We start from the raw sequence: 23,713 nt of genomic DNA, 5'->3' as shown, positions 1-23,713 counted from the left end.
AAATTATTCTCCGGGACGCTTGATTTTTTCTTCTTCAATCATCACGGCAATACGGCCATTCTTGCTGCCCATGCGCCCTTTGAATAAGGATACTTCACCGCTGCGCAATTCCACCATACTGTCGGGCTTCACGTTGAGTGGCACGAAGGTTCCAGGTTTCATATTCAAAATATCATAAAGCGGCATGGTCATTTCATCCAAGACCGCATGCATGCTCATATCCGTGGTGAGTAATTCATTACCCAAGTGAGTTTCCCAGATGGAATCACGTCCGAACTTTTCACCCATGAACATCTGCAAAAGCAGTTCACGAACCGGCTCAAGCGTCGCATAAGGAATAATGATTTCAAGACAGCCGCCACGATCTTCCATATCAATGCGCAGCTTGACGAGCACCGCAGCATTGGCAGGTCGTGCTATCGTTGCAAAGCGAGGGTTGGTTTCAAGACGATCAAAACGGAAGTTTACTTGCGATAGCGGGTCAAACGAACCGCTCATATCCGCCAATATCACATGCACAAGACGTTCCACAAGATTACGTTCAATGGTTGTATAGGGACGGCCTTCAATACGCATTGCTGCCGTACCGCGACGGCCGCCCAGAAGCACGTCAACAATCGAATAAATCATTGCGCTATCAACGACCATCAACCCGAAATTATCCCACTCTTCGGCCTTAAATACGGCAAGCATCGCAGGCAATGGGATAGAATTTAGATAATCGCCAAAACGTACCGACGAGATTTGGTCAAGGCTGACTTCTACGTTGTCAGATGTGAAGTTGCGAAGCGATGTGGACATCATACGCACCAAGCGGTCAAAGACCACTTCGAGCATCGGCAAGCGTTCATAGTTCACAAGCGCGGAGTTAACCAGCGCCATGATGCCTTTGTTTTCATCGCCATCATCCGCGCCGCCAAAACCCAGCAAGCTGTCGATTTCATTCTGGCTTAAGACACGGGTATCGCCGCCCATATCAGCCATCGCGGCGGCCATATCATCTCCGCCGGCAGGCGCAGCAGCGCCATCACCCGACATGGCAGCCCATTCGGCGGCCATGCGTTCTTCTTCGCTCATTTGTTCACCACCAGGTGGTTTATCATCAGCAGGCGTCACAGGAGGCCCCCATTCACATTCATCATTGCACCAGCATTTGCTGGATCAGTACGTCTTTAACTTTAACTGGTTGCGCCGCTTCAGTAACGCGGAACAGCAATTCTTCACGTAAGCGGTAAAGCCCTGCAGAACCACGCAAATCATCAAGGCGCAATTCACGTAAATACGTCTGGAAATTATCAATAATGCGCGGTTTGATTTTTTCAATAACCGCTTTGTCTTCTTCTGCTTCCAGCTCCAGTTGCATCACCAGCTTTAAGAATATCTGGCGCTTGCCATCCGTTTGTAAATTCACAACTACTTCGCCCATATCATAAAAAATGGGGCCATGTTCACTTTTTTTTCCATCTTCTTTGCCGCCATGGCCATCATCCTTGGCTTCACCGTGACCATCTTCTTTTGCTGCTTCACCGTGGCCATCGGCCGCTGCCGCTTCCGGCTTTTTACCGCCCAGCACGCCAGTGAATACCAACGCCGCAGCACCACCACCCAACAACAACACTGCGGCAGCCGCAATGATGATGATCATTTTCTTATCGAGTTTCTTTTTCCCGCCTTCGGCGCCTTCCGTCGCTTCGCCTTCCGCGCCTTCTTTGCCTTCTGGTGCTGCGACTTTCTTATCGTCCTTCTCTTCAGCTTTTTTTTCTTCTTTTTTAGCCACGCAGAAAATCCTTTTGGGAAAACGGCCTACCGGAGATAGAACGGCGGAAAGCCTTTTAGATGTTAACACTTTAACAAAAACATGGTTAACAACTTCTTGAAAGAAAAAAATTAGGTCTTTCAATATGTTATTTGGCTTTCGCAACCAACAGTGGTGGCCAAACCATACCTTGCCTATGCCATTTCTATGCCAAGTTCTGGGTAAAAACGCCCCCAAGCTGGTTTGAAGGTTAGCACAAAATGCGCATTTTTTTGCACGCCCAGTAACTAACCACATGAAATAAAATAAAAAACAATCTTGGCACAGCATGTGCATAGCAACGCGGTGTGACGATGGTCAGCCTTTAACGAACCAACGCACAAAAGAGAGGAGAAGGGCCAAATGGAATCGCCAGTATATGTTTTGCTATCACAACAAGAAGCTCTGCAACGGCAGATGGACATTGTCGCGCAGAATATCGCGAATGTGAACACCACTGGCTATAAATCGAACGACGTATTGTTCCAAGATTATATGGTGAAGCCTGCACCAAAATTCACACATCACATGGTGCTGGATCGCGCAACCTTGCGAAACACCACCCAAGGAACATTTATTAAAACTGAAAATCCATTAGATATCGCGATTGCCGGGCAAGGCTATTTTGCAGTTGATACGCCACAAGGCGTCCAATATACGCGCCAAGGAAGTTTCCAACTGGATGCCGAAGGCAATCTGGTAACGCCAGATGGCTATGCTGTACTCTCCGGTGGCGGCTCGAATGTCACTATTCCAAGCGATGCGAAAAGTATTTTGATTTCACAAGACGGCACCCTTTCAACCGAAAACGGAAAAATTGGTCGCTTGCAGGTTGTCAAGTTCCAGAATGAACAACTAATGAAGCAGACCTATGGCGGCTTTTACAAAAGCGACGAACTGCCAGAAGTAGATGAAGATGCACAACTAAACCAAGGCATGGTCGAAGCATCCAACGTCAAATCAGTTACCGAGATGACGCATGTAATTGAGATTTCGCGCGCTTATGAACGCGTCGCTCGTTTAATTGACACCGAAAATCAACGGTTAACTAACGCCATTCGCTCACTCGGTAAAGTGGCATAACGGGTAAAGTATAAAGGGAGAAGAACCATGCGTAGTATGCTTATCGGCGCAACGGGAATGCAAGCACAGGAATTAAATGTGGAAGTCATTTCCAATAACATCGCCAATATTTCGACGAGCGGGTTCAAGCGCCAACGCGCAGAATTCCAGGATATGATTTACGAGAACATCCGCCGCCCCGGCTCTACGTCAACCGACGCTGGCAACATTGTTCCAACAGGCATTCAAGTGGGAATGGGCGTGCGTCCTGCGGCTGTGTACCGCATCAATTCGCAAGGCAACGTAACCATTACCGATAATCCGCTTGATATTTCCGTATCTGGCCGCGGCTTTTTTCAGGTCCAATTACCGGATGGCACCACAGCTTATACACGCGCAGGTTCCATGCAGCTCAACGCAGATGGCGTGATTGTAAATGCGGATGGGTACCCTATTCAGCCATCCATCACCATTCCAAGTAATGCGATTGACGTGACCATCAATTCCAGCGGCGAAGTATTGGTGAAACAAGATGGCACCACCACCTTGACTAATGTAGGTCAGCTGCAGCTTGCAACCTTTGTGAACCCGGCTGGCCTTGAAGCTATTGGTAACAACTTGCTGCGGGAATCCCCCGCTTCCGGTACGCCAACAACTGGTGCTCCAGCATCAACCGGTTTTGGCGAAGTACGCCAAGGTTCGATTGAAAATTCAAACGTCAACGTCGTTTCAGAAATTACCAGCCTGATTACCGCGCAACGTGCTTATGAAATGAATTCCCGTGTGATTAAAGCATCGGATGAAATGCTCAGCACGGTCAGCCAGCTCCGTTAATTAAGCAACAGGGATTAATACATGACTAGCGCCAAAAAGCTCCTCCTCCTCCTCGCCGCAAGTTGGGCTGTTAGCATGGCCGCACCATGCCTAGCTGCAACAACGCGCGGCGAGGTTCTTTTAGAGGGAAGCAATGTGACGCTGGGTGATTTGTTTATAAATGCCGGCGATAAGGCTGGTATGATTGTCGCGCAGGCCCCGGCACCAGGCATGAAAACTAGCTATGATGTAACGGCACTTAATCAAATTGCCCGTTCCAACGGTTTTGATTGGAAGCCCGAAAATACATATGAACGTGTGGTTGTAACACGTGATAGCAACTCATTGAACTCAACGAAAATCAAGGAACTGGTTACAGCCGAAATTGCCAAGGTTGTACCATCCAAGGATCTGGATATTGCACTGGATAACCAGAGCATTGAAATCCACCGCGCAAAAAGCGAACCGCTTAGCTATCATTTTTCTGAAATCAAATACGACCCGATTAAAAGCCGTTTTGAAACCAACCTGATTGTTGATCGTGCAGGATCACCTGACGCTGAAGTTATCAAGCTATCAGGCCGTGCAATGCTGATGGTACAAGTCGCGATTCTTAATCGTAGCGTTACCACTGGCGATGTGATTACCGAACATGATGTCGAATGGTCGCGAGTGGCCGTTGATAAAGCTGGCGCGGATGCAGTAACTGATCCTTCACGTCTCGTGAATGCAGAAAGCCGTCGCGCATTGAATGTTGGCAGCGTGTTACGCATGCGTGATTTGCGCGGCGCAAAAATGGTTTTGAAAGGCGCAATTATCACCATCGCCGTTGAAACACCTAACATGACGTTAAGCACCCAAGGACGCGCCATGGCCGATGGCGCAATGGGGGATACGATTCAGGTTATTAATACACAAAGCAACCGCGCAGTAGATGCGGTGGTTGTTGGCAGCGGAAAAGTTTCAGTAACGCCACGTGAATTATTGAGCAAGGTTGCAGCAAAATAGGAAAGAGTTTTTGAGGAGTAAAACATGAGAACACGAATTCTTACCAACGGGGCATTCATCAAAATGGTAATGCTCACCAGCGCACTGGTCAGCCTTAGCGCATGCAATGCGGGGCAACGCCTGTCTGAACTGGGTGAAGCGCCAGCATTGAGCTCCGTTGAAAACCCGTCCAAACTTGCGGGGCCAGAACCCGTTTCATTCCCGATGCCACAAAAGGAAGAATATAAGCACCAGGCGAATTCCTTATGGCAATCCGGCGCGCGCCAATTCCTGAAAGACCAGCGCGCTGGCAAGGTTGGCGATATTCTGACCGTGATTATTCAAGTAGCAGATAAGGCCGAGTTCAAGAACGTAACCAAGCGTTCACGCACCACGAATGAAGATGACAGCGCACCAAAAATCCTTGGCTTTGAAACCAAGCTGCATAAATACTTGCCAGAAGCTGTTGACCCAACCAGCCTCTTGAACATCAAGGGCAAAACCCAACAAGATGGCAAAGGCGAAATGACACGTACCGATACCGTCAACATGCGGGTTGCTGCTGTGGTGACTCAAGTATTGCCAAACGGCAATCTGGTAATTGCCGGTAAGCAGGAAATGGTTGTGAATTACGATATGCGTGAATTAAAAGTCACCGGCGTTATTCGCCCAGAAGATATCAGCTCACAAAACGCTATCAATTACGACCAGATTGCCGAAGCCCGCATTTCATACGGCGGCCGCGGTCAGTTGATGGATGTTCAGCAAGCACGCTACGGCTCGCAGCTGCTCGATATCATCTTCCCGTTCTAATATTTGCCATTCGCTCTGTTCCGCTGCGCGGAACAACCGCTCGGGTATAGATTTATTTAAGTGTCTCCGGATCAACGGATGCGTGTTGCTTATCCCACGCATTTCTAAAGCGCATTGCCAAATCGATGAAGCCGTTAATCAGCGCGCCATTATGGGTTGACTTGGCAGATGATACCATCATGCCATCATACCACAGCATAATCGGCACCTTGCGGCGATACATGAGCGGCGGCACGCGGAAGGTGTATTGCACCGACACTTTGTATTGAATCCAGGATATACAGTTAATCACCAAATCCTGCATGGAAATGATTTGCGGCTCGGCTTCAACGGTTACCACATCGGAAAGCAGCGTATCGTTTTGCGCTTCATTCACAAGCGGAATACCGCCTTCACGTAAGCGTTCGACAAAGAAATGAAAAATCATGTCTTTCTTCATACCGCAATCGGTCACTAAACCTTCATCAGGCATTTTCAAATCTTTGATAACTACCCGGCTCCAACCATAGAGCGGTGGCAGAATAATATTGCTGGCAGGATTGGGACGCTCCGATAATTCCGGAGCTACGTAAATCTTTTTGGTGGGGTTTGCCACATCATTGCTTTTGGGTTTTGGCTCCGATTTTGGTGCTGGGGGCGGCTGTTCAGGCAGTGGCAGAGCTTTAGTATTTGTTAAGACAGAGTTGCGCGGCGATGCATCAGGCGGCGAAGCTGTTGTTCCTTGCGATTGCGCATACGCAACACCAATACCGGCGAGTAAACATAATGATACGGATAGTAGAATGATTTTTTTAGGTGCCATTCCAGTTCCTTTTTAATTATTTATCGCGTCGATTATTCATCACGCTGTGTGCGCTCAACCCGCTCATGTCGTTCTTGTGCTTCAACCGAAAGTGTTGCAACCGCGCGCGCTTCAAGGCGCTTAATGCCAATCGGCTCGCCGGTTTCTTCACAATAGCCATAGGTATTTTCGTCAATACGACGAAGCGCTTCTTCAATTTTATTGATGAGCTTTCGTTCACGATCACGCGTACGGAATTCCAGCGATTTGTCAGTTTCCAATGTTGCGCGGTCTGCGATGTCCGGTTCCTGCATGCCGCCATCTTCTTGTAAATCTTTGAGCGTGGAAGAAGATTCCTGCAACAAATCGGCTTTCCATTTAATAAGCTTCTGGCGGAAATATTCCAACATGACAGGATTCATGTATTTTTCTTTTTCAGTCGGCTTGTAGTCGGGTGGAAGAGTAACTGAAGTCATTAAATCCGCTCCTGATACATAATAAGGATAGGTGACTTTCTTGGCGGGATTTTGTCCGTTTTGCAACTATTTAGATGCAATTCGCGTAATACATATGCTTATTTGGGGCTTAAAAGCCATATTTTGCGAGCTCGACTCTTGCCCGCAGGTCAACATCATCGAGAATCTGGTTGAGGCCGGGATCATCGGCTTTAACCTTTTCGCTTTGAATAGCAGCAGATAATTTCAGCAACTGCGCACGGGTTAGCGTGCCGCATGCCAACGCCAAACGGAGATCGTCCATTTCATCAAGCAATGCTTGAGCACGTTTTTTGCCTTTTGACTCGCGCTGGGTGGCATCATCTACTTCCTGCAGACCAATCAACGCGCTAATGCCGCCAATGCCAGATGCACCGCCAACGCCATGTGCACTACTAGCTTCATCAAGATGTGAAGAGAAGTTTGCACCACCTGTTTTTTCTGTTTTACCAGCTTTGCGCACCGGTTGTGTTCCACGTACGCCGCCAGGTCCATCAACTTTATTGATCAATTGCGCATGCCTTAGAAAAAATGTCCGGTCACAAGTTCGACCACGAACCTTACTATAGCACTTTGCGCGATGCCTCTTAAAGGCCAGTTAATGAAAAAGCTGCGCTCACGCAAAACAGCAACAGTCGGCACTACGAAACAATTGAAAAAAGACAAGCAAAAACAACTGAATCTGCACGGCATTACTTACCTATTCTTTGATTGTTTGCGTTTTCGTAACGACCATGTATTGATATTTTTCTATTATATTTCAATGCGTTAGAAACGATGTGATTTGGCATGCGTTTCGCATAGTGAAGGGTTGGAGAAGGAGCTCATGATGGTTCAACCGATCGTTCAGTGCGGCATGAAAAAACAAAGAACTATAGCCAAAGCGCTCATGTCAGCGTTGATGCTGGCAATATTACTTTGCTCAGGCACGGCGCAGGCAAGCGCAGTTCGTATCAAAGATATTGTGGATATTGATGGCGTTCGTGACAACATGCTGGTGGGCTATGGATTGGTTGTTGGTTTGAACGGAACGGGCGACAGCCTCAGCAATTCACCATTCACTGCCAAAAGCTTGGTTGGTATGTTGGAACGCCTTGGCATCAATACGCGCGGTGATTCACTTAAAACCAAAAACGTCGCAGCCGTGATGGTTACGGCAACCTTGCCGCCTTTTTCCGCGCAAGGCACGCGTATTGACGTGACTGTTTCAACACTTGGCGATGCAAAAAGCTTATCCGGCGGTACATTATTGGTAACACCGCTGATGGGCGCTGATGGTGAAGTGTATGCCGTTGGCCAAGGCTCACTTGTTATTGGCGGATTTACCGCCGCAGGCAATGCCGCATCGGTTACCAAAGGGGTTCCAACTACTGGCCGTATTGCCAGCGGCGCGATTATTGAACGTGAAATTAATTTCCAACTGGCGGATATGCCGAATTTGCGCCTCAATTTACGCAATCCTGACTTCACCACCGCAAAGCGTATCGCAGATGTCGTGAACAAGGAATTCGGCAGCGAGATTGCAATTGCATCTGATCGTTCTAACGTCACTGTCGCCATCCATGACAAGAGCAAGAACAAGCTAGTCTCGCTTATTACACGGATTGAACAGCTTGAAGTAACGCCAGATGAGGTTGCCAAAGTCGTAATCGATGAACAATCCGGCGTTATCATCATGGGCGATAATGTGCGCATTAGCCGCGTTGCAATTGCTCAAGGTAATTTAACCGTGCGGATTACCGAAACACCGCAAGTGTCACAGCCAGGCGCATTATCAAACGGCACAACCCAAACTGTTGATAGAACCGATATTGATGTCAGTGAAGGCGAAGGTAAAAAACTCGCGGTGTTTTCACCCGGTGTTACCTTGCAGGAATTGGTGCACAGCCTGAACGCCCTTGGAATCGGACCCCGCGATATGATTACCATTCTTCAATCCATCAAAGCAGCTGGCGCATTGCAGGCAGAAATTCAGGTTATCTAATGCTTGATGCGCTAACCAGTAACAAACCTTACATCCCGCCAGTCATTCCTGATGCGCAAGCAGCGGGCAATCTGGTCAGCAATAAAAAAGCAACGCCGGAAGAGGCAGGAAAAGCAGCTGCGGATTTTGAAGCGGTGTTTTTGTCACAAATGCTAGCGCCCATGTGGGCAGGCGTAAGCGGCGATAGCTATATGGGCGGCGGTTCAGCAGAAGACACCTATCACAGCATGCTCGTCAATGAATACGGCAAATTGTTGCAGAAATCAGGAGGCCTAGGAATTGCAGACGCGGTAAAACGCGAGATGCTCAAGATGCAGGAGAAGCACACATGATTCAGCATACAATTCAACAACCCGATCCGCCGCCACAACCAGCAGCGACTATGCCGATTGCAGCAGCACGCGAATTGGCTAAGAAGCTATTTAATATCATCAATGAATTATCAAACGTCATGGAAGAAGAAACACCAATTCTTCTTGCGCGCGATTATAGCAAACAGGAGTTATATCTGCGCCGCAAACAGGAATTGACGATGGATTATCAATCAACCATGAAAGTGTTTATCGAAAACAAGGTGTTGCTTGAAAGCCTTCCCAAAGAGGAGTCGCTGCAATTACGCTCCAGCGGCAAAAAATTGGAAGAAGTGACACAAAAAAATGCCGATGCCTTGCGTTTTGCACATCATGCCAATGAGCATTTTCTGAAATACATCATCAATGACATCCGTAAGGATTTGCATAAGGAAAGTGGCTATTCCGTGCGCGGTGTTCTGGCGTTGGCTGAGGCACAACGATCACGCCCCGTCTCAGTCAACCAACGCATATAGGCGCATTCCGCCGACTGGCATTCCTTGCCGGATAACCTCATACCTAAATTTATACTAACCTGTTGTTTTTAAAAACTTTTCCGAAAAAAGGCATTTGGCACAAAGTGTGCAAAGTCCATCAGAGATGATCAGGCCTTCCGGCCCAAATACAAGGTGATGAACGATTATGGTTTCTTTGAACGACACAGCAGTAGCACAGCTTCAAATCAGCCTTAAACAGGACGCAGCGGAAGCCGCGTTTAAAGCCCGTCACAGTTTTGGTTCATCCGATGCCTTTAAACAGATTTTCGATGGCATCGATAAAGTTGCCGCGCCAGTAAAAGAAAATAACCCTGAGCCAAAGAACGAAGGCCCACAGCGCGCACATGGTCACAACCATTCACATAAGTCAGAACGCAAAGATGATGATAAGTCACTTTCCAAAGCATGCGATGAAGATAAAGCAACCAGCGAAAACGAAGTAAATAAAATCGCTGCACCGAAACATGAAAAGACCAAGCATGTTAAAAAAGATAAGACTGATAAAACCGAAGAGGCCAGCGACGATAAAGATGGCTGCAAGCATACCGCATGCACAGACAAAGCAGATGCAAGCACAGAAGTAAAAGCAACAGTGGAAGCAAAAGCATCTGTCGATACCGGCCTTGTTGACCTTGATGTTGGCGTGTCAGCAGAAGCTGAAACCCATACATGTAGCAGCGAAGAAAACACCGCAAACAGTGATGGCAGCGAACAAGCTGCGACTGATGTTTTGGCAGACGCATCTACCAACACGCAGGAACAAGCAGCTAATACAGCAGACCAATCAAAATCAGCAGGCGTGGTAATTGCTAACCTGCAATTAATCGCCAAAGAAGATTTGCCAACCGTTCATTTGGAAGCAGTAAGCAAGTTCCAGTTACAGGGGTTGGATTTTCAAAAACCTGTTCATGACAAGGCAGCGCTTCAAAAAACGGGCAAGGACGATACTACCGCAGCTGCAAATGACGATTTTGCTGCCGCCCTTGATGCTGATGGTAAACTGGTTAAAGACCAACAGGGCAAAGATACGCAAACAGATGCGAAAACAGAACGCGCTACGCAAAAAGAAGCAACCCAGAAACATGATGACCAGTTAGACCTATTGCAGGGAAAATTCTCTGCTAACTCCACCCCCCCCGCTGCCGGCGACCGCGCGATTTCCGTTGCTTTGAAAGCTTCGGACTCCTCCGCACCCACCCTTAACGGATCTGCTGGCAGCGGCTCCCCCATTGCACCAAAAGGTGATGGCGCAAATACCGCCCTCACAGGCCTTGCAGGACTGCGCCCGGGCCATGCTGCGGATGCAGCATCCTTTGCAGCAACGCTGCGCGGCACCAAAGAAGCGCAAGCAAGCTTGATGGTGCCAAGCGAACAAATTGCAGTAAGCCTGCACCGTATGGCAAAATCTGGCACTACCCAGTATGAGCTACAATTACACCCTGCTGAATTGGGCCGCGTCGATATCAAACTGGATATCAGTAAGGATGGCATGGTACGCGCAACTGTTTCTGCCGACAACCAGCAAGCGTTCGATATGCTGCAAAAAGATTCCAAAGCGCTTGAACGCGCATTGCAACAGGCCGGTTTGCAGACCGATGATTCATCCTTGAGCTTCAATTTGCGTCATAACCAAAATCAGGCACAGCAACAGCAAGCACAGAACCAATCGGGCAATGCATGGAATAGATGGATGGACAAAACCCTGCCTGATGAACCGGCTCAGTCCAAAGTTTTGACATTTGATATCGCGGGCGCCAATGGCCGCGTTGATTTACGGGTATAGGAGCAAGCACAATGGCCACCACATCTTCCCTAACGAATACCAGCACCGATAACCCGCTAGCGAAATACCAAGCAGGCGCAACCAGCTCGACAACTAAATCCGCAACTGAGGCTGCTAAAGACAAGCTAACCAGCGATTACACAACCTTCTTGAAACTGCTGACCACGCAGTTACAAAATCAGGATCCCACTAATCCCATGGATTCCGCGCAATTCACCCAGCAGCTGGTTCAATATTCGCAAGTTGAACAGCAAATCAAATCCAACGAAAAACTAGATGCTCTACTCGCCGCACAAAATAGCGCGGGAGTGGGTTCATCGCTCGGCTATCTTGGCAAAACCATCGAAATGGATGGCGCTTATCTATCTACTGATGCAACTTCAGGTGGTTCGTTCAATTATACCCTGAGCGATGTAGCAACTTCGGCGACAATTAAAATATATAATGAGAGCGGCACACTGGTCCGCACATCAACCGGTTCCGGCACGCTTGGCAAACATACAGTTACATGGGATGGCAAGGATGATGATGGCCATCAATTGCCAGCTGGCGTATATGGAGTGTCGGTCACTGCAACCAATTCCAGCGGCGCATCTGTGACCACCAAAGTCAGCACCAATGGTAAAGTGGATGGGGTTGAAAAAGATTCATCCGGCGCGGTTGTGCTGGATGTTGGCAAGTTACAGGTAACGCTGGATAAGATTTTGGGCATCCACGACACCCCGACTACAGTTGCATCCAACTAATCGCTATTTGATAAATGCTTTGATCAACGCAGCTGCTTCGGGCGCTTTCCAGTTCGTCTCGCCTGGAATGCGGCCAATTTCACGCCCTTGCTGATCAATTAGTATTGCATAGGGAACACCAGACGCACGCAGCGAAATGCCCAGCCGCATTTTAGGGTCGGAGTATGTCGGCAGGTTAATGCTTTTTTCTTCAAGATATTTTTTCACCACGCGCGGACCTTCCTTATCAACGCTGATGGGTAACACCATAAATTTATCGCGGCCAAATTCTTCCTGCATATCGCTCAGCATCGGCATTTCAATCGAACAATAGGGACACCATGTCGCCCAGAGCGTAAGCAAAACCAGACGCCCACGAAAATCACTGAGCTTAATGGGTCTACTTGTTACATCCAGAAAATCGACATCAGGAAGGGGCTTTGGCTCAGCGTGAAGGACAAAATCCTTCATTTCACCTTGGATTAAATCTGCCGCAGAACCTGCGTAAACAGGCTGATTTTGAAGCCCACCAATCAAAAAAACGAAGATTGCTACGCGAAAGACTTGTAAGAACGCGCTCTTTTTCTGCATAATCAATAAAGACCCTTAAAACCAAGATTTATGAATGTCAGATAAGCAGAAAAACGTGCCCAATCCTACCGAAAAGAACACATCCGGAAACAGTATGTGGGGCGGCCGCTATGCGGCTGGACCATCGGCAATTATGACAAGCATTAATGCCAGCATCAGTTTTGATAAAAAGCTTGCCCTTTATGACATTGAAGGGTCGATTGCGCATGCAACCATGCTCGGCGCAAAGAAAATTATCGGCAGTGATGACGTTACAAAAATTACCAATGGCCTTAACGCCATCAAAGAGCAGATAAAGGCGGGCACTTTCCAGTTCACAGAAGAACTCGAAGATGTGCACATGAATATCGAACATCATTTAACGCAAGCGATTGGCGATGCAGGACGCCGCTTGCACACTGGCCGTTCACGTAACGACCAGGTTGCTACAGATTTTAAATTATGGATACGCGATGCGTTTGATTACCTCGAATCTCAATTAAAAGCATTGCAAGGCGCGCTCATTGCCCAAGCTGAAAAGCATGTAGATAGCGTGATGCCAGGCCTTACGCATTTTCAAATTGCGCAACCGGTAAGTTTTGCACATCACCTACTTGCCTATGTTGAAATGCTGGGCCGCGACCGCGATCGCGTTACATCGGCACGAAAGCGCGCCAATGAATGCCCGCTGGGTGCTGCGGCTTTGGCTGGTACACCATACCCAATTGACCGCACCATGACCGCAAATGCGTTAGGTTTCGATAGGCCCACCGCCAATTCGCTGGACAGCGTGTCAGACCGCGATTTTGCCATGGATTATGCAAGCGCGGCAAGCATCATCATGGTGCATTTATCGCGCCTTGCCGAAGAAATCATTCTTTGGATGAACCCGCAAATCGGCTTCATCACGTTGGGTGATCAACTCACCACCGGCAGCTCCATCATGCCACAAAAACGTAACCCCGATGCAGCGGAATTGGTACGTGGCAAAACTGGCCGTGTGTTTGGTGTGCTTACGCAAATGTTGACGCTGCTCAAAGCCTTGCCACTTGCTTACGCCAAAGATTTACAGGAAGACAAGGAGCAAACCTTCATGGTTGCTGAAACGCTTGACCTTGCGTTAAGCGCAATGACTGCGATGGTGCACGATATGAAAGCGAACACTAAGGCGATGAAGGAAGCAGCCGCCTTGGGTTTCAGCACTGCAACCGATTGCGCCGATTGGCTGGTGCGTGAATTGCAACTGCCATTCCGCGATGCGCACCATATTACCGGACAAATTGTCAAACTGGCTGAAGGTAAAAGCGTGCAACTCCACGAATTGAAATTACCTGAACTGCAATCGATTGAACCACGCATTACCGCCAAAATTTTTGACGTCTTAAGCGTTGAAGCATCCATGAATAGCCGCACCAGCTTTGGTGGCACTGCGCCTGTTGCTGTACGCGCAGCGATTAACGATGCCAAGAAAAGGTTTCTTTAATGCGCAGGCCAGCCCAGATTTTATTGATGCTTTGTGTATTGTTGTTATGCGCCGCATGCGGCAAGCGCCCAGACGTGGTTGATGCCCCCGAAGGCAGCGACCCCAACGCCTTTCCACGTAAATACCCTGATATTTCAATAGATCCAGCTGGACACGCCAATCCATAACTTAACACTCAATGAAACATTTTATTGCTCACAAAAACACAAGACTAATGATGGAAGATGTTGATATTGCGGAACTGGCAAAAACGACACCTACTCCTTTTTATGTGTATTCCGCCAATACCATCCGCGCACGGTATTCTGAATTATGCAGCGCGGTTAATCATTCGCGCGTGAAAATCTTTTTTGCCGTAAAGGCAAACTCCAATATTGCTGTGTTATCACTGCTGGGCAAAGCCGGTGCGAATATGGATATCGTATCGGCTGGCGAGATGAAGCGGGCTTTGGCGGCTGGCATTCCCGGAAACCGGATTGTATTTTCCGGTGTTGGCAAAACCGATGATGAGTTGGAATTCGCGCTAAAAAACTATATCTATCAAATCAATGCTGAATCATTACCCGAACTGATTGCAATTAACCGCGTCGCAGCTGCGTTAAAAGTGCAGGCGCCTGTAGCCCTGCGCGTCAATCCGGATGTCGATGCAGAAACCCATGCCAAGATTTCAACCGGCAAAGATGAAAACAAATTCGGCATCAGCTGGGATCACGTCGAAGCCGCCTTTGCAAAAGCCGCGGCGCTTTCGAATATTAATGTGTTGGGGCTAAGCGCACATATAGGTTCACAAATTATAACCACTCAGCCTTTCATCAACTCCGCTGCGCGCATGGAAGAAATGGTAACCAAGCTTCGCGCGCAAGGTCATTCTATTCAACGCATCAGCCTTGGCGGCGGGCTTGGCATTCCATATCAGGGCGAAACCATTCCGCTGACTGAATTTGGCAAACTGGTTCACGACTTCGCCGATAAAATGAATTGCGATGTAGAACTGGAGCCGGGACGCTTTCTGGTTGGTGAAGCAGGCTTGCTCATAAGCAGGGTCATTTATGTGAAGGAAGCCAGCAGCAAAAACTTCCTGATTGTGGACGCTGCCATGAATGACCTGTTGCGCCCTACCCTTTATGAAGCCCACCACCCCATCTGCAAGGTCATCGAATCGCCATCGGCACCCGCGAACCAAGTATATGATATTGTTGGCCCCATTTGCGAAACAGGAGATTATCTGGCTGAAAACCGCGCTCTTTCCCCCTGTCAGGCAGGAGATTTAATCGCTATATCTATGGCAGGGGCTTATGGGGCGACCATGTCTTCCATGTACAATTCGCGGACGCTGATTGGGGAAGTGTTGGTTGATGGCAACCGCGCCGAAACAATCCGTAAGCCGTTAACGATTGAACAGCAATTATTATGGGAAACTATTCCAGCTAATTAAACCTTCTGCGGGATGACCTATGCGACCACCAGTGATTAAGAAAAAATACGGAAAGCGGTTTTGGGGTCCCTTAGTTTTAGCTGTAGTTGCAATTATTGCAGTTGGCGCAACCGTCATCTGGAAAGATAAAACCACCGAATTTTTACAATCCCTAAACCGCAGCGAAACTCTACCTGCTGAGCAGACTGCCGCGCAGGAAACCGTGCGCCCCAACCCCAATCTTGCACCACCGGTTGTTTCATGGGTTGCCCAACCGCAACATTCCGCGCAGGGTCGTGTTGCTATGGCTTTTAAAATTGGCGCATCAGCGCCGCTGCGCAGCGTTAAAATTAGCATCACGCCTGTTGTGCAAATGTCTGGGATTTATATTGATAAAGAGGTCATGGAAGTTCCAACCTATATCATTGGCCGTAAAAGTCTTGATTGGGATGGCCAGTTAGATTTAACGGGTTCAATACTGGCAGGCACGCCAGTTGTACTACAAATCATTGCGCAGGACAGTGACCGACGCGAAGGCACAAGCGATACCGTTTCTATCACGCTTCCTGAACATAATTTCAATCATCCCGTTGCCAAGGCTATTTATTCCCTCCGCAAAAACTTGCGTGAAGACCCACAGAACAAGCGTTTGGAAACCCTGCGCGGCCTTGCAGTGCTGTTACAGCAACGCGACAACTTTGAGCATAATGAGTTAAGCTTGCTTACCTTGCGCAGCGCTGCGGTGCGTATTGCGCTAGATAAAACCAATGATGGTCTTCGTACCGCCCTTGATTTATTATGGCACGCAGCAGTGCTATTTGAAGACAGACACCCCACGGGTCTTGCTAAAAGCTAAATAATAAATGATTTCCCAATCTTCAATTCCGGCGCGTAAAGCGCTCACCGTCTGGCTAACCACTTGCTGCATCCTGATTTTATGCATGGCGGTTATTGGCGCCATTACGCGTCTAACGGAATCGGGCCTTTCCATCACAAAATGGGAGCCGATTAAGGGTACCCTGCCGCCTTTGAACGCTGCCGCATGGAATGAAGCATATGAACTATATAAGGCTACCCCACAATATGCTGGTATCCATGACGGGATGAGCCTTGAAGAATTCAAGGGTATTTATTTCTGGGAATGGATACATCGGCTATGGGGCCGGATGATTGGCGTTGTCTTTGCATTACCCTTATTGTTCTTCTGGGTAAAGGGAATGATACCCAAAAGCTTTAAACTGCCCCTGTTGGGCATTTTTTTACTGGGTGGCTTTCAGGGCTTTATCGGCTGGTTCATGGTGCAAAGCGGTCTGGAACCCGGACAAGTAAGTGTCAGCCCTATTCGCCTTGCACTGCATCTAGGGATTGCACTGTTAATCTACGCCCTAACCTTCTGGCAAATCCTGCGATTACATCCGGAGCAATTCAGACTTCACAGACCTTACACATGGTGTTTGCATCGCCACACGTTATTCGCATTATTGTTTTTATCGATCACGATTGTATGGGGAGCATTCACCGCAGGGCTTGATGCCGGAAAAATCTATAACAGCTTCCCATTGATGGACGGGCGCTTAGTGCCGACAGATTTTATCGCGTTTGAAGATTGGCTGAAAAACATCACGGCAAATCCCGCAGCCGTGCAATTCATTCACCGCGTACTGGCAACCATTACCTTTGTGTTGACCGTAACACTGGCTTGGCGGATGCACAGTATTGATAAACGACTAAGCATCGCGTTAAGTGGTTTTATGATCCTGCAATATTGTCTTGGTATAGCAACCATATTGACCGGTGCGCATATCATCCCCGCCAGCCTGCATCAAGCGAATGCAGTATTAGCGCTGACCAGCCTCATCGCAGCATTATTTGTCGTAAAACAAAAAGTTTAAGCAGCCTTTAGAACAGCTGTGCGGTCTTCGGCGACATGCTGGATAATTGCATCCAGCCATTCACCATCATCCGAAAGTTTTGCGAATGTCAGCAGATGATTATCGATCATTGCTGGCTGATCAGAAATAATAGCCCCTGCGGTTTTAATGGTCTGCACCAATCCGGCAGGAACACTTACTTCCAGACCATTCAGATGTTCGCAAAGTGTCAATAATTCGATGGCTTCAGCAATCGCAACAATCGGCTTTTGTGCATCAAAGAAATGACGCAGCACACGGCGGGTATGAAGGTTGTTCTTAAGCTTTTCAATTGCACGTGCGCCACCGGGTAGCAAAACCGCGTCGTAATCAGAACCCAATGCTTGGTCGAGTTGTACATCAACCGGAAAATAATGGCCCCATGTGTTTTCAAACCACCCATGAACCAAACCGTTTTCGGGGGATACAGTGATAAATTTTGCGCCGGTTTTGTTTAATGACTTTTGAATATTGCTAAATTGTTCTTCGGCAAAACCGCTTGCTACCAAAATACAAATCTTCTTACCTGACAGGATATTCTCCATGCCCCGACCTTTCTTTTTATATTTTTGATTTTGAAATGCGCCGCTAGTTCTTGAGACTGCGCTGCATTTGTGGGTGGAACTTCTGCTGTAAAAAAAACCCTCGTGCTTTAAAAACCCACACTCTTAAAATAACAAGGGGACGCAATAGATAGCCTATTGCGCCCCCTGATTCAATGCAGTTTTTAGTTTCAAGCGACTCTTAGAAAGTCGCTGTTATCAAGTATTATTGAACACCCAGTACTTGATAGTAATAATAACCAGGCACAGTTGCGTTGCTGTTGTTTATGCAGCCTGTCATTTTGCCGCCAAGCACCTGCGCTGGGGGACCCACCACGTTCGCAGGCCATGCGGAGAAGTTCACAGTATTCGATATGGCGCCAACGTCAGTACCAGTTACGTGAGTAGTTGTGTTCGCACCAATCACGTTGATTTGATCGCACACCCCTTGGTTCACTTTAAGTACAGCGAGACGTTCAAGTGCAGTACTGCCCAGGCTGGTTACAGCACCCCATGTGTAAATCCATGTATCGGTTGCAGGATTTGCAGCGAGCGCCGTTGAAGGAGGAACAAGACCGCCACCAAGTGGGGAGAAAATCGCAGTATTGGTGGTTGTGTTCGACGCATTAATATCTACGTTTGCAAGCGGTGTACCCAATGCCACAATACGATCCACACCAAGCTTCAGATTTTGACCAATCTGAATTATGGCGCCAGCATTCGTGCGATTGGTTTCTTGCGATGCGTTAGTTGCAAAGGTTGAGGACCCTGCGGCAATTGCAGTTGCCAAAATAGCAAGAATTGCGACCACGAACAGAATTGGGCCAATCGCAATACCAGCTTGCTGATTTAAGCGTGAATGAGCGTGACGTTGCATCGGCTATGTCTCCTAAAATGGGTCGATGTGAAGTGCTTGAATTTTAATAAACCTTTATTAAACAAAGGTTACTCTAGCTGATAACAGCTTCGCAACTGCATGATTCGTGCATCGGCAGGATGCTTAATCCACCATTATCTATGTATTGACTGATCAGTATTTAATTCTGAGCTGTTTCCGGCTGTGTAATATTGATGGCCTCAGCGGTTAACTCAGCCTGCATCAAGCCATCTCCCGGACACTCCACGCCAACGCAAAAAGCATTCAGTGTCCAACGCACTGTGGATACCATCGAATCCACATAGCTAACAGCATTTAACCAATTCATGAAATCATCGGGGTTATTGCTCATCAACCGCAAAGTGGGTTTGGATGTAATATCAAAATTCACTGTGGGAAATTGTTTTTTTAATCGCGCCTGCAACGGTTCGTATTGTTCCTTGGTCAACGGCAATCGAACAATCTTTGGCAATACGGGGTCTAGCGCACGCGCAACCTCTGTTTTCAGTTTAAGCTGAGCAGTATCTTTTACAGCCGTGAATGCCAAACCCATTGCTACAATCGCAACAAGCCAGGCGATGCCTATAATGAGAAGCGTTGATTTATCAATCGTCACCATCGCTTTTTCAAATACAGCGCCAGAAAAATAACGGCCGACATCACCCATTCGTAAATCGAGCGATAATCCCTTTGGCATAGCAAAAGATTGTTTTGTTACGCCAGTGGGGAGAACAGCATCATCAGCAAACGGATCAGTTTGTTTTTTAGATAAAAGCTTTTTGAAACTGCCTTTCGATAAATCAATTTCCAGCGAGTTTATTTTCTTGAAAAACCCCGATATGCCATCAAGCAATTTTGTCATTTGATTTGCCCTTTGCGCATATAGGAATCCTTGCCATTGGCAATTACCAGGCCTTCATCATTGCGTTCGATCGTCTGGCCGCCCAATTCCTGAATACGGTTCGATGTTAGATTTTCAGGAACAACGCCCCACCATTTAACATTATTGTCTTTAAGCATATAGAGCTTTAACCAACCCTGTGCATTGATAAGGCTTTCATTGAGTTTGTTAAAATTGGCGACTTGTTCGCGCATATCACTCGTACGCAAAACCATGGCTGTTTGTTGCAATTGCAAAAGTGATGCGGCAGTACGCGTTTGCAATTCCTTTAAATCCGATCGATAGGCAAGTTGCGTAACCGATGCCATGAACCACACAAATACTGAAAATATAGTCACGATGATGGCTGTAATCACCGATGCAAATCCCATAAAGCGGCGCGCACGGTTTTCAAGCAATGACAACGATTCCCATTCAACTGCCTTCAAGGTGATAATCCGGTCAGGAATTAAATCAAATATTTCTGCATTACCCATTTCACGGGAAAGGCGTTCAGCCTTGGCTTTTATAACTGATGACGTTCCACGGATAATCTGCATGCTTTCACGGTCAACCGCCATAAGGGTCGCGGCTTCGTCACTATAATAGGTATAGATAATCGGCATTTCCAAGCTATCTGGAGCACCAGGCAGCAAACAAGCAAAGGGGCACCATGATTTTGAATGCGATGCCATATCTTCCGAACGGATGGCCAGATACCACACGCGGTCTTCATAGACGCGCCACACAAAATGGATACGTTCACTGGCACAAGCTTCTGCCGCTGCTTGCCAAGCAATAGCTTGTTCTTCACCTTTTACCGCAGGACAGCTGCCGCCAATCATTTCCGGCGGGAAGTAGAATGTTTGTAGCGCTTCATCCGCCGTACTTAACGCACCAGCTTCCAAAACGGATGCGTTTGCATCCCTGTCTGCTCCGCTTACAAAACTCATTAACCGCCACCCTTGCCGATATCCTTCATGCTATCCATGAAGCCTTGGTTTTGGATACTTAAAAGATAAATCATCGTCAGAACTACCGCACCAAAAAGCACCATGGTCAGAATAACGCCAAACATCATGATTTTCTTCTGGCCGGTTTTTGCCATGCTATGGCGTTCTTCCGAAATACTCTCGAACACTTCTGATAATTGTTCAAGAGATTGAATACTACGTAATTGGTCACTTTCCTGCTTGGTCAATGGTGGGCGCGCCAGTGCCTTTGCCGTATCAATACCCGCCATAACGCGTGATAAGCATTCGCGCCAATAATTGCGGGTAATCGGTTCAATGCACGAATCAATCAGAATTTTTAATGCTTCGTCCAGCGGAACATTGCCTTTCAGCAAACGGCTCATCAATTTAGTCGTATCATGCATGGTCGCATCGTGCATGTAACTGCTGATAAGTGGCAGTTTTGATACCATGCGCGACGCATAGTGATCCGCCTTGTGGCGGTTTTTCCAAAATATCATACCAATCCCAGCAATCGCCGCAGCACCGCCAAGCGTAATCACCATCAAGGAGTAATTGATGATGCTCACGGTTTCGATCGCATCATTGAATTTTTTTGCTGCAACAGGATCCGTGCTGGATTTATTACCTGATGTTTTCAAATAAGGAATGAACGTAAATTGTGCACCCCAAATGGTCGAAATAATCGAAAAAATATCGAACGACAACCAGCCGAGCGCACCCATGACCAGCTTCATCTGCTTGCCTTTTTCATCAACGTGCTGAATGGCATGCACGATAACACTCTTCAAGTCACCCGCACGCTCTCCTGCCATGATAATCGACATTGTCGCAGCATCCATCAATTTGAGCTGGCGAAGCGCTTCGGAAAACGAACCACCACCCTTTAATACTGAGCGTGTTGGCAAAAACGCTAGGCGCCGCCGCGGATCGGTTTCGCCTTCAATAATATTCAATAAAGCGGTACCTGCTGATGTTGTTGCAGATTGAAAGCGCAACGCGCGTAGTAACTGAATTTGCCAAGCAGCAGAGCGCACATCCATCCATTCGAACATGTCTTGCTTGCGCTCTTTGATTTTGATTGGCCATAATCCCTTGGAACGCAATACGCGGCGCACTTCATCTTGGGATGGCAAATAGAAATCTTCTTCGCGTACACTGACGTGGCCGCCGGGCAAAGTCACTGCATAGCGAACATTCCAAAGCTTCATCGCGCTTTCCCTGCCATTTCTTCAACAAGCAGCGCAGCGCCCATATGCGCGTCAATCACACGGCGTTTAATCAGATCACGGATAGTGGCTTCACGTGGAATGAATATTGTGCCCGGCACATCGACTACCGAATTGGTAACATTCGATAAAATCATTTCCGTGATACTGCGCTTACTAGCCTGATCTTCAGGCGGGAATAACGCTTCAAGCGCAAGCGTTCGACCTAGAAAACCGCTGCGGTTGCATAAATCACAGCCCTTGCGATCAGCAATGGCTACTCTGTCGTCACCCGTTAATCCCATATCCTGAAGGCGATTTTCATCGCCAAATACTTCCATTGCATTCATTTGCTTGTGACAGGCCGGGCAAACCGTTTTCACAAGGCGCTGTGATAATGAACCGATTAGCGCATGACCAAGAATATAAAGGCCAGATGTACGATAAGTGGATGATAAAAACCCATCAATACGGTCAAGCACGTGCAAGGCGTTGACAGCATGCACCGTAGTAATCACCAAGTGACCAGATTCTGTTGCACGCAATGCGGCTTCTACCGTATCACCATCGCGCATTTCACCGATGATGATAACGTCAGGGTCATGGCGCATCAGCGCGCGTACCGCATCCGCAAGGCCCATACCCGAATGATCGGTAACCGATGTCTGGTCCACCAGTGGCATATCGTATTCCACAGGCGATTCAACCGAATAGACTGCTTTGGCCGTGCGGTCGATTTCTTGAATAATTCCGTACAAAGTTGTTGATTTACCAGAGCCCGTAGGTCCGCTGACCACAATCAAACCGCCATCTTTTACATTACCATGCACCACGCGGCGAATACGTTTGGCAACATCGGGGGCATTGGAAAAAAGTTCATCGAATGAACGAAGGTTATCTCGATCGAGCAACCGCATGGTGATTTTTTCACCCGAAGGCGCAACAGGTAAGGATGCAACACGAACGTCAATCATGCGACCTTGCCATTCAAATGACAGACGGCCGTCTTGTGGGTGCTGACGATCAGCGGCGTCCATCTTGGACTCCGTTTTAATACGGGTGACAATCGGCGCCATCACACGGTTCGGAAGCAAGTGTTTGTAGGTAATATCACCGTCAACACGATATCTAATCCAGCAGCGCACATCATCTTCTTGCAGGGTTAAGTGAATATCCGATGTACGACTTTGGCAGGCTTCCGCCAGAATATCATAAACGGCCTGTTCGACCATGGTTGCGTTATCTGGGTCGCGTGAAAGGGTGGCAAAAATACGCACCAAGCGTTCACTGGCAACTTCGGTTTGGTCGCGCATCAGGCGCGCCAGTTCCCCTCTATCCCATGGCTCGATTTCGACATCATTGACATCGCACTTACCGCGTTTAAGCGCAAGAATGATGCGCTCCAATTCGCTTTCTTCAAATCGGTCACCTGTCGCGACACGCAGCACACCTTCTTTTAGGTCAAGAAGGCAAATACCCATCGCAGTTTGAATGGATGTTGGAACATAGAGCCGCAGGGATTGCATATTCAAATCCTGACGGACACCGATTTTACTTTTGCCCTTGGTTTCTTCTTCTTCAATCCGGAAACCATTGCGCTTAAGAATTTCTTCAACCGACATGTGACGGCCGCGTGCACGGTGCACACTTTGCTCGGCAAGCGCTAAATCGACATGTCGCTGTGATAATTTAAAGCGTGCTTCTGGCGCTTGAAGGGATGACTTTGTTTCTTTTGTCTCATCCGCCGGAGTTGTTATAACCTCTTCCATGC

The 23,713-nt window shown here is 47.9% G+C and carries 26 protein-coding genes; 14 read left to right on the top strand and 12 right to left on the bottom strand.

All coding sequences use genetic code 11. The features are described from left to right. Window positions 1-3: 3 nt before the first annotated feature. Window positions 4-1,077, bottom strand: a complete 1,074-nt coding sequence (gene fliM, locus SFW65_06565) for a flagellar motor switch protein FliM (protein ID MDX1922773.1) — start codon at window positions 1,075-1,077, stop codon at window positions 4-6. Window positions 1,078-1,138: 61 nt separating this feature from the next. Then, a complete protein-coding gene (locus SFW65_06560) occupies window positions 1,139-1,777 on the bottom strand; it encodes a flagellar basal body-associated FliL family protein (protein MDX1922772.1) in 639 nt (212 codons plus the stop codon). A gap of 381 nt (window positions 1,778-2,158) precedes the next feature. Here SFW65_06560 and flgF point away from each other — a divergent pair, with 381 nt between their 5' ends. From flgF to flgH, 4 genes are read left to right on the top strand one after another with little or no spacing between them, the layout of a single operon-like run. Continuing rightward, entirely contained in the window at window positions 2,159-2,878 is a 720-nt protein-coding gene (gene flgF / locus SFW65_06555; protein MDX1922771.1) for a flagellar basal-body rod protein FlgF, read from the top strand. A gap of 27 nt (window positions 2,879-2,905) precedes the next feature. Then, entirely contained in the window at window positions 2,906-3,691 is a 786-nt protein-coding gene (flgG, locus tag SFW65_06550) for a flagellar basal-body rod protein FlgG (protein ID MDX1922770.1), read from the top strand. Window positions 3,692-3,712: 21 nt separating this feature from the next. Further along, entirely contained in the window at window positions 3,713-4,678 is a 966-nt protein-coding gene (flgA, locus tag SFW65_06545; protein ID MDX1922769.1) for a flagellar basal body P-ring formation chaperone FlgA, read from the top strand. A gap of 24 nt (window positions 4,679-4,702) precedes the next feature. Continuing rightward, window positions 4,703-5,470 carry a flagellar basal body L-ring protein FlgH gene (gene flgH / locus SFW65_06540; protein MDX1922768.1) on the top strand — a complete coding sequence of 256 codons (768 nt, stop codon included), beginning with the start codon at window positions 4,703-4,705 and terminating at the stop codon, window positions 5,468-5,470. Between the two features lie 52 nt (window positions 5,471-5,522). Here the strand turns inward: flgH and SFW65_06535 are convergent, their stop codons facing one another. From SFW65_06535 to SFW65_06525, 3 genes are all read right to left on the bottom strand, one after another. Next, complete coding sequence (locus SFW65_06535) at window positions 5,523-6,272, bottom strand: hypothetical protein (GenBank protein ID MDX1922767.1); 750 nt, start codon at window positions 6,270-6,272, stop codon at window positions 5,523-5,525. Window positions 6,273-6,304: 32 nt separating this feature from the next. Further along, entirely contained in the window at window positions 6,305-6,727 is a 423-nt protein-coding gene (dksA, locus tag SFW65_06530; protein MDX1922766.1) for an RNA polymerase-binding protein DksA, read from the bottom strand. A gap of 109 nt (window positions 6,728-6,836) precedes the next feature. Continuing rightward, entirely contained in the window at window positions 6,837-7,256 is a 420-nt protein-coding gene (locus tag SFW65_06525; protein MDX1922765.1) for a flagellar assembly protein FliX, read from the bottom strand. Window positions 7,257-7,571: 315 nt separating this feature from the next. On the opposite strand from SFW65_06525, the gene SFW65_06520 reads away from it, so the two are divergent. From SFW65_06520 to SFW65_06500, 5 genes are all read left to right on the top strand, one after another. Next, on the top strand, window positions 7,572-8,729 hold the full coding sequence (locus tag SFW65_06520) for a flagellar basal body P-ring protein FlgI (protein MDX1922764.1): 1,158 nt from the start codon (window positions 7,572-7,574) through the stop codon (window positions 8,727-8,729). After that, window positions 8,729-9,061: a rod-binding protein gene (locus tag SFW65_06515; GenBank protein ID MDX1922763.1), complete on the top strand. Its 333-nt coding sequence runs from the start codon at window positions 8,729-8,731 to the stop codon at window positions 9,059-9,061. The genes SFW65_06520 and SFW65_06515 overlap by 1 nt, the downstream gene beginning before the upstream one ends. After that, a complete protein-coding gene (locus SFW65_06510) occupies window positions 9,058-9,555 on the top strand; it encodes a hypothetical protein (GenBank protein ID MDX1922762.1) in 498 nt (165 codons plus the stop codon). The genes SFW65_06515 and SFW65_06510 overlap by 4 nt, the downstream gene beginning before the upstream one ends. A 166-nt stretch (window positions 9,556-9,721) precedes the next feature. Continuing rightward, a complete protein-coding gene (locus SFW65_06505) occupies window positions 9,722-11,359 on the top strand; it encodes a flagellar hook-length control protein FliK (protein ID MDX1922761.1) in 1,638 nt (545 codons plus the stop codon). 11 nt (window positions 11,360-11,370) lie between these two features. Then, window positions 11,371-12,105: a flagellar hook capping FlgD N-terminal domain-containing protein gene (locus SFW65_06500; protein MDX1922760.1), complete on the top strand. Its 735-nt coding sequence runs from the start codon at window positions 11,371-11,373 to the stop codon at window positions 12,103-12,105. 3 nt (window positions 12,106-12,108) lie between these two features. Here SFW65_06500 and SFW65_06495 read toward each other — a convergent pair whose 3' ends face one another. Next, on the bottom strand, window positions 12,109-12,675 hold the full coding sequence (locus SFW65_06495; protein MDX1922759.1) for a TlpA disulfide reductase family protein: 567 nt from the start codon (window positions 12,673-12,675) through the stop codon (window positions 12,109-12,111). A gap of 34 nt (window positions 12,676-12,709) precedes the next feature. Here SFW65_06495 and argH point away from each other — a divergent pair, with 34 nt between their 5' ends. Genes argH through SFW65_06470 form a run of 5 tightly spaced genes read left to right on the top strand, consistent with a single transcriptional unit; the run spans window position 12,710 to window position 17,443 of the window. Next, complete coding sequence (gene argH, locus SFW65_06490; protein ID MDX1922758.1) at window positions 12,710-14,137, top strand: argininosuccinate lyase; 1,428 nt, start codon at window positions 12,710-12,712, stop codon at window positions 14,135-14,137. Beyond that, complete coding sequence (locus tag SFW65_06485; GenBank protein MDX1922757.1) at window positions 14,137-14,304, top strand: hypothetical protein; 168 nt, start codon at window positions 14,137-14,139, stop codon at window positions 14,302-14,304. Before argH ends, SFW65_06485 begins: the two co-directional genes overlap by 1 nt. An 11-nt stretch (window positions 14,305-14,315) precedes the next feature. After that, entirely contained in the window at window positions 14,316-15,572 is a 1,257-nt protein-coding gene (gene lysA / locus SFW65_06480; protein MDX1922756.1) for a diaminopimelate decarboxylase, read from the top strand. Window positions 15,573-15,591: 19 nt separating this feature from the next. Then, window positions 15,592-16,407, top strand: coding sequence for a DUF4175 family protein (locus tag SFW65_06475; GenBank protein ID MDX1922755.1), 816 nt, complete (start codon window positions 15,592-15,594; stop codon window positions 16,405-16,407). A 7-nt stretch (window positions 16,408-16,414) separates the two neighbouring features. Then, window positions 16,415-17,443 carry a COX15/CtaA family protein gene (locus SFW65_06470; GenBank protein MDX1922754.1) on the top strand — a complete coding sequence of 343 codons (1,029 nt, stop codon included), beginning with the start codon at window positions 16,415-16,417 and terminating at the stop codon, window positions 17,441-17,443. Here the strand turns inward: SFW65_06470 and SFW65_06465 are convergent. From SFW65_06465 to SFW65_06440, 6 genes are all read right to left on the bottom strand, one after another. Beyond that, window positions 17,440-18,006, bottom strand: a complete 567-nt coding sequence (locus tag SFW65_06465; protein ID MDX1922753.1) for a DJ-1/PfpI family protein — start codon at window positions 18,004-18,006, stop codon at window positions 17,440-17,442. The two genes, SFW65_06470 and SFW65_06465, sit on opposite strands and share 4 nt — an antisense overlap. Before the next feature lie 223 nt (window positions 18,007-18,229). Then, window positions 18,230-18,880: a hypothetical protein gene (locus SFW65_06460; protein ID MDX1922752.1), complete on the bottom strand. Its 651-nt coding sequence runs from the start codon at window positions 18,878-18,880 to the stop codon at window positions 18,230-18,232. A 160-nt stretch (window positions 18,881-19,040) separates the two neighbouring features. Beyond that, a complete protein-coding gene (locus SFW65_06455; GenBank protein ID MDX1922751.1) occupies window positions 19,041-19,742 on the bottom strand; it encodes a hypothetical protein in 702 nt (233 codons plus the stop codon). Further along, the gene (locus SFW65_06450; protein MDX1922750.1) at window positions 19,739-20,713 is read right to left on the bottom strand and encodes a hypothetical protein; all 975 of its coding nucleotides are present in this window, start codon (window positions 20,711-20,713) and stop codon (window positions 19,739-19,741) included. The genes SFW65_06455 and SFW65_06450 overlap by 4 nt, the downstream gene beginning before the upstream one ends. Next, window positions 20,713-21,945, bottom strand: a complete 1,233-nt coding sequence (locus SFW65_06445) for a type II secretion system F family protein (GenBank protein ID MDX1922749.1) — start codon at window positions 21,943-21,945, stop codon at window positions 20,713-20,715. The genes SFW65_06450 and SFW65_06445 overlap by 1 nt, the downstream gene beginning before the upstream one ends. After that, window positions 21,942-23,711 (bottom strand): ATPase, T2SS/T4P/T4SS family, encoded by a 1,770-nt coding sequence (locus SFW65_06440; GenBank protein MDX1922748.1) that lies wholly within the window; start codon window positions 23,709-23,711, stop codon window positions 21,942-21,944. Before SFW65_06440 ends, SFW65_06445 begins: the two co-directional genes overlap by 4 nt. Window positions 23,712-23,713: the final 2 nt, after the last annotated feature.

Source organism: Alphaproteobacteria bacterium, assembly GCA_033762625.1.
Lineage (GTDB): Bacteria > Pseudomonadota > Alphaproteobacteria > UBA9219 > RGZA01 > RGZA01.
The sequence above is the reverse complement of the archived record's forward strand: the minus strand, read 5'-3'. Positions and strand labels throughout refer to the sequence as shown.

Excerpts from the sequence above, each read along its gene's own strand:
- SFW65_06475 (MDX1922755.1), top strand. The coding sequence starts at position 15,592 with ATGCGACCACCAGTGATTAAGAAAAAATACGGAAAGCGGTTTTGGGGT.
- SFW65_06505 (MDX1922761.1), top strand. The coding sequence starts at position 9,722 with ATGGTTTCTTTGAACGACACAGCAGTAGCACAGCTTCAAATCAGCCTT.
- dksA (MDX1922766.1), bottom strand. The coding sequence starts at position 6,727 with ATGACTTCAGTTACTCTTCCACCCGACTACAAGCCGACTGAAAAAGAA.
- SFW65_06495 (MDX1922759.1), bottom strand. The coding sequence starts at position 12,675 with ATGCAGAAAAAGAGCGCGTTCTTACAAGTCTTTCGCGTAGCAATCTTC.
- SFW65_06440 (MDX1922748.1), bottom strand. The coding sequence starts at position 23,711 with ATGGAAGAGGTTATAACAACTCCGGCGGATGAGACAAAAGAAACAAAG.
- SFW65_06510 (MDX1922762.1), top strand. The coding sequence starts at position 9,058 with ATGATTCAGCATACAATTCAACAACCCGATCCGCCGCCACAACCAGCA.
- flgH (MDX1922768.1), top strand. The coding sequence starts at position 4,703 with ATGAGAACACGAATTCTTACCAACGGGGCATTCATCAAAATGGTAATG.
- argH (MDX1922758.1), top strand. The coding sequence starts at position 12,710 with ATGTCAGATAAGCAGAAAAACGTGCCCAATCCTACCGAAAAGAACACA.
- SFW65_06515 (MDX1922763.1), top strand. The coding sequence starts at position 8,729 with ATGCTTGATGCGCTAACCAGTAACAAACCTTACATCCCGCCAGTCATT.
- SFW65_06520 (MDX1922764.1), top strand. The coding sequence starts at position 7,572 with ATGATGGTTCAACCGATCGTTCAGTGCGGCATGAAAAAACAAAGAACT.
- SFW65_06460 (MDX1922752.1), bottom strand. The coding sequence starts at position 18,880 with ATGCAACGTCACGCTCATTCACGCTTAAATCAGCAAGCTGGTATTGCG.
- SFW65_06470 (MDX1922754.1), top strand. The coding sequence starts at position 16,415 with ATGATTTCCCAATCTTCAATTCCGGCGCGTAAAGCGCTCACCGTCTGG.
- flgG (MDX1922770.1), top strand. The coding sequence starts at position 2,906 with ATGCGTAGTATGCTTATCGGCGCAACGGGAATGCAAGCACAGGAATTA.
- SFW65_06445 (MDX1922749.1), bottom strand. The coding sequence starts at position 21,945 with ATGAAGCTTTGGAATGTTCGCTATGCAGTGACTTTGCCCGGCGGCCAC.
- SFW65_06485 (MDX1922757.1), top strand. The coding sequence starts at position 14,137 with ATGCGCAGGCCAGCCCAGATTTTATTGATGCTTTGTGTATTGTTGTTA.
- flgA (MDX1922769.1), top strand. The coding sequence starts at position 3,713 with ATGACTAGCGCCAAAAAGCTCCTCCTCCTCCTCGCCGCAAGTTGGGCT.
- flgF (MDX1922771.1), top strand. The coding sequence starts at position 2,159 with ATGGAATCGCCAGTATATGTTTTGCTATCACAACAAGAAGCTCTGCAA.
- SFW65_06465 (MDX1922753.1), bottom strand. The coding sequence starts at position 18,006 with ATGGAGAATATCCTGTCAGGTAAGAAGATTTGTATTTTGGTAGCAAGC.
- lysA (MDX1922756.1), top strand. The coding sequence starts at position 14,316 with ATGAAACATTTTATTGCTCACAAAAACACAAGACTAATGATGGAAGAT.
- SFW65_06535 (MDX1922767.1), bottom strand. The coding sequence starts at position 6,272 with ATGGCACCTAAAAAAATCATTCTACTATCCGTATCATTATGTTTACTC.
- SFW65_06455 (MDX1922751.1), bottom strand. The coding sequence starts at position 19,742 with ATGACAAAATTGCTTGATGGCATATCGGGGTTTTTCAAGAAAATAAAC.
- SFW65_06500 (MDX1922760.1), top strand. The coding sequence starts at position 11,371 with ATGGCCACCACATCTTCCCTAACGAATACCAGCACCGATAACCCGCTA.
- SFW65_06450 (MDX1922750.1), bottom strand. The coding sequence starts at position 20,713 with ATGAGTTTTGTAAGCGGAGCAGACAGGGATGCAAACGCATCCGTTTTG.
- fliM (MDX1922773.1), bottom strand. The coding sequence starts at position 1,077 with ATGAGCGAAGAAGAACGCATGGCCGCCGAATGGGCTGCCATGTCGGGT.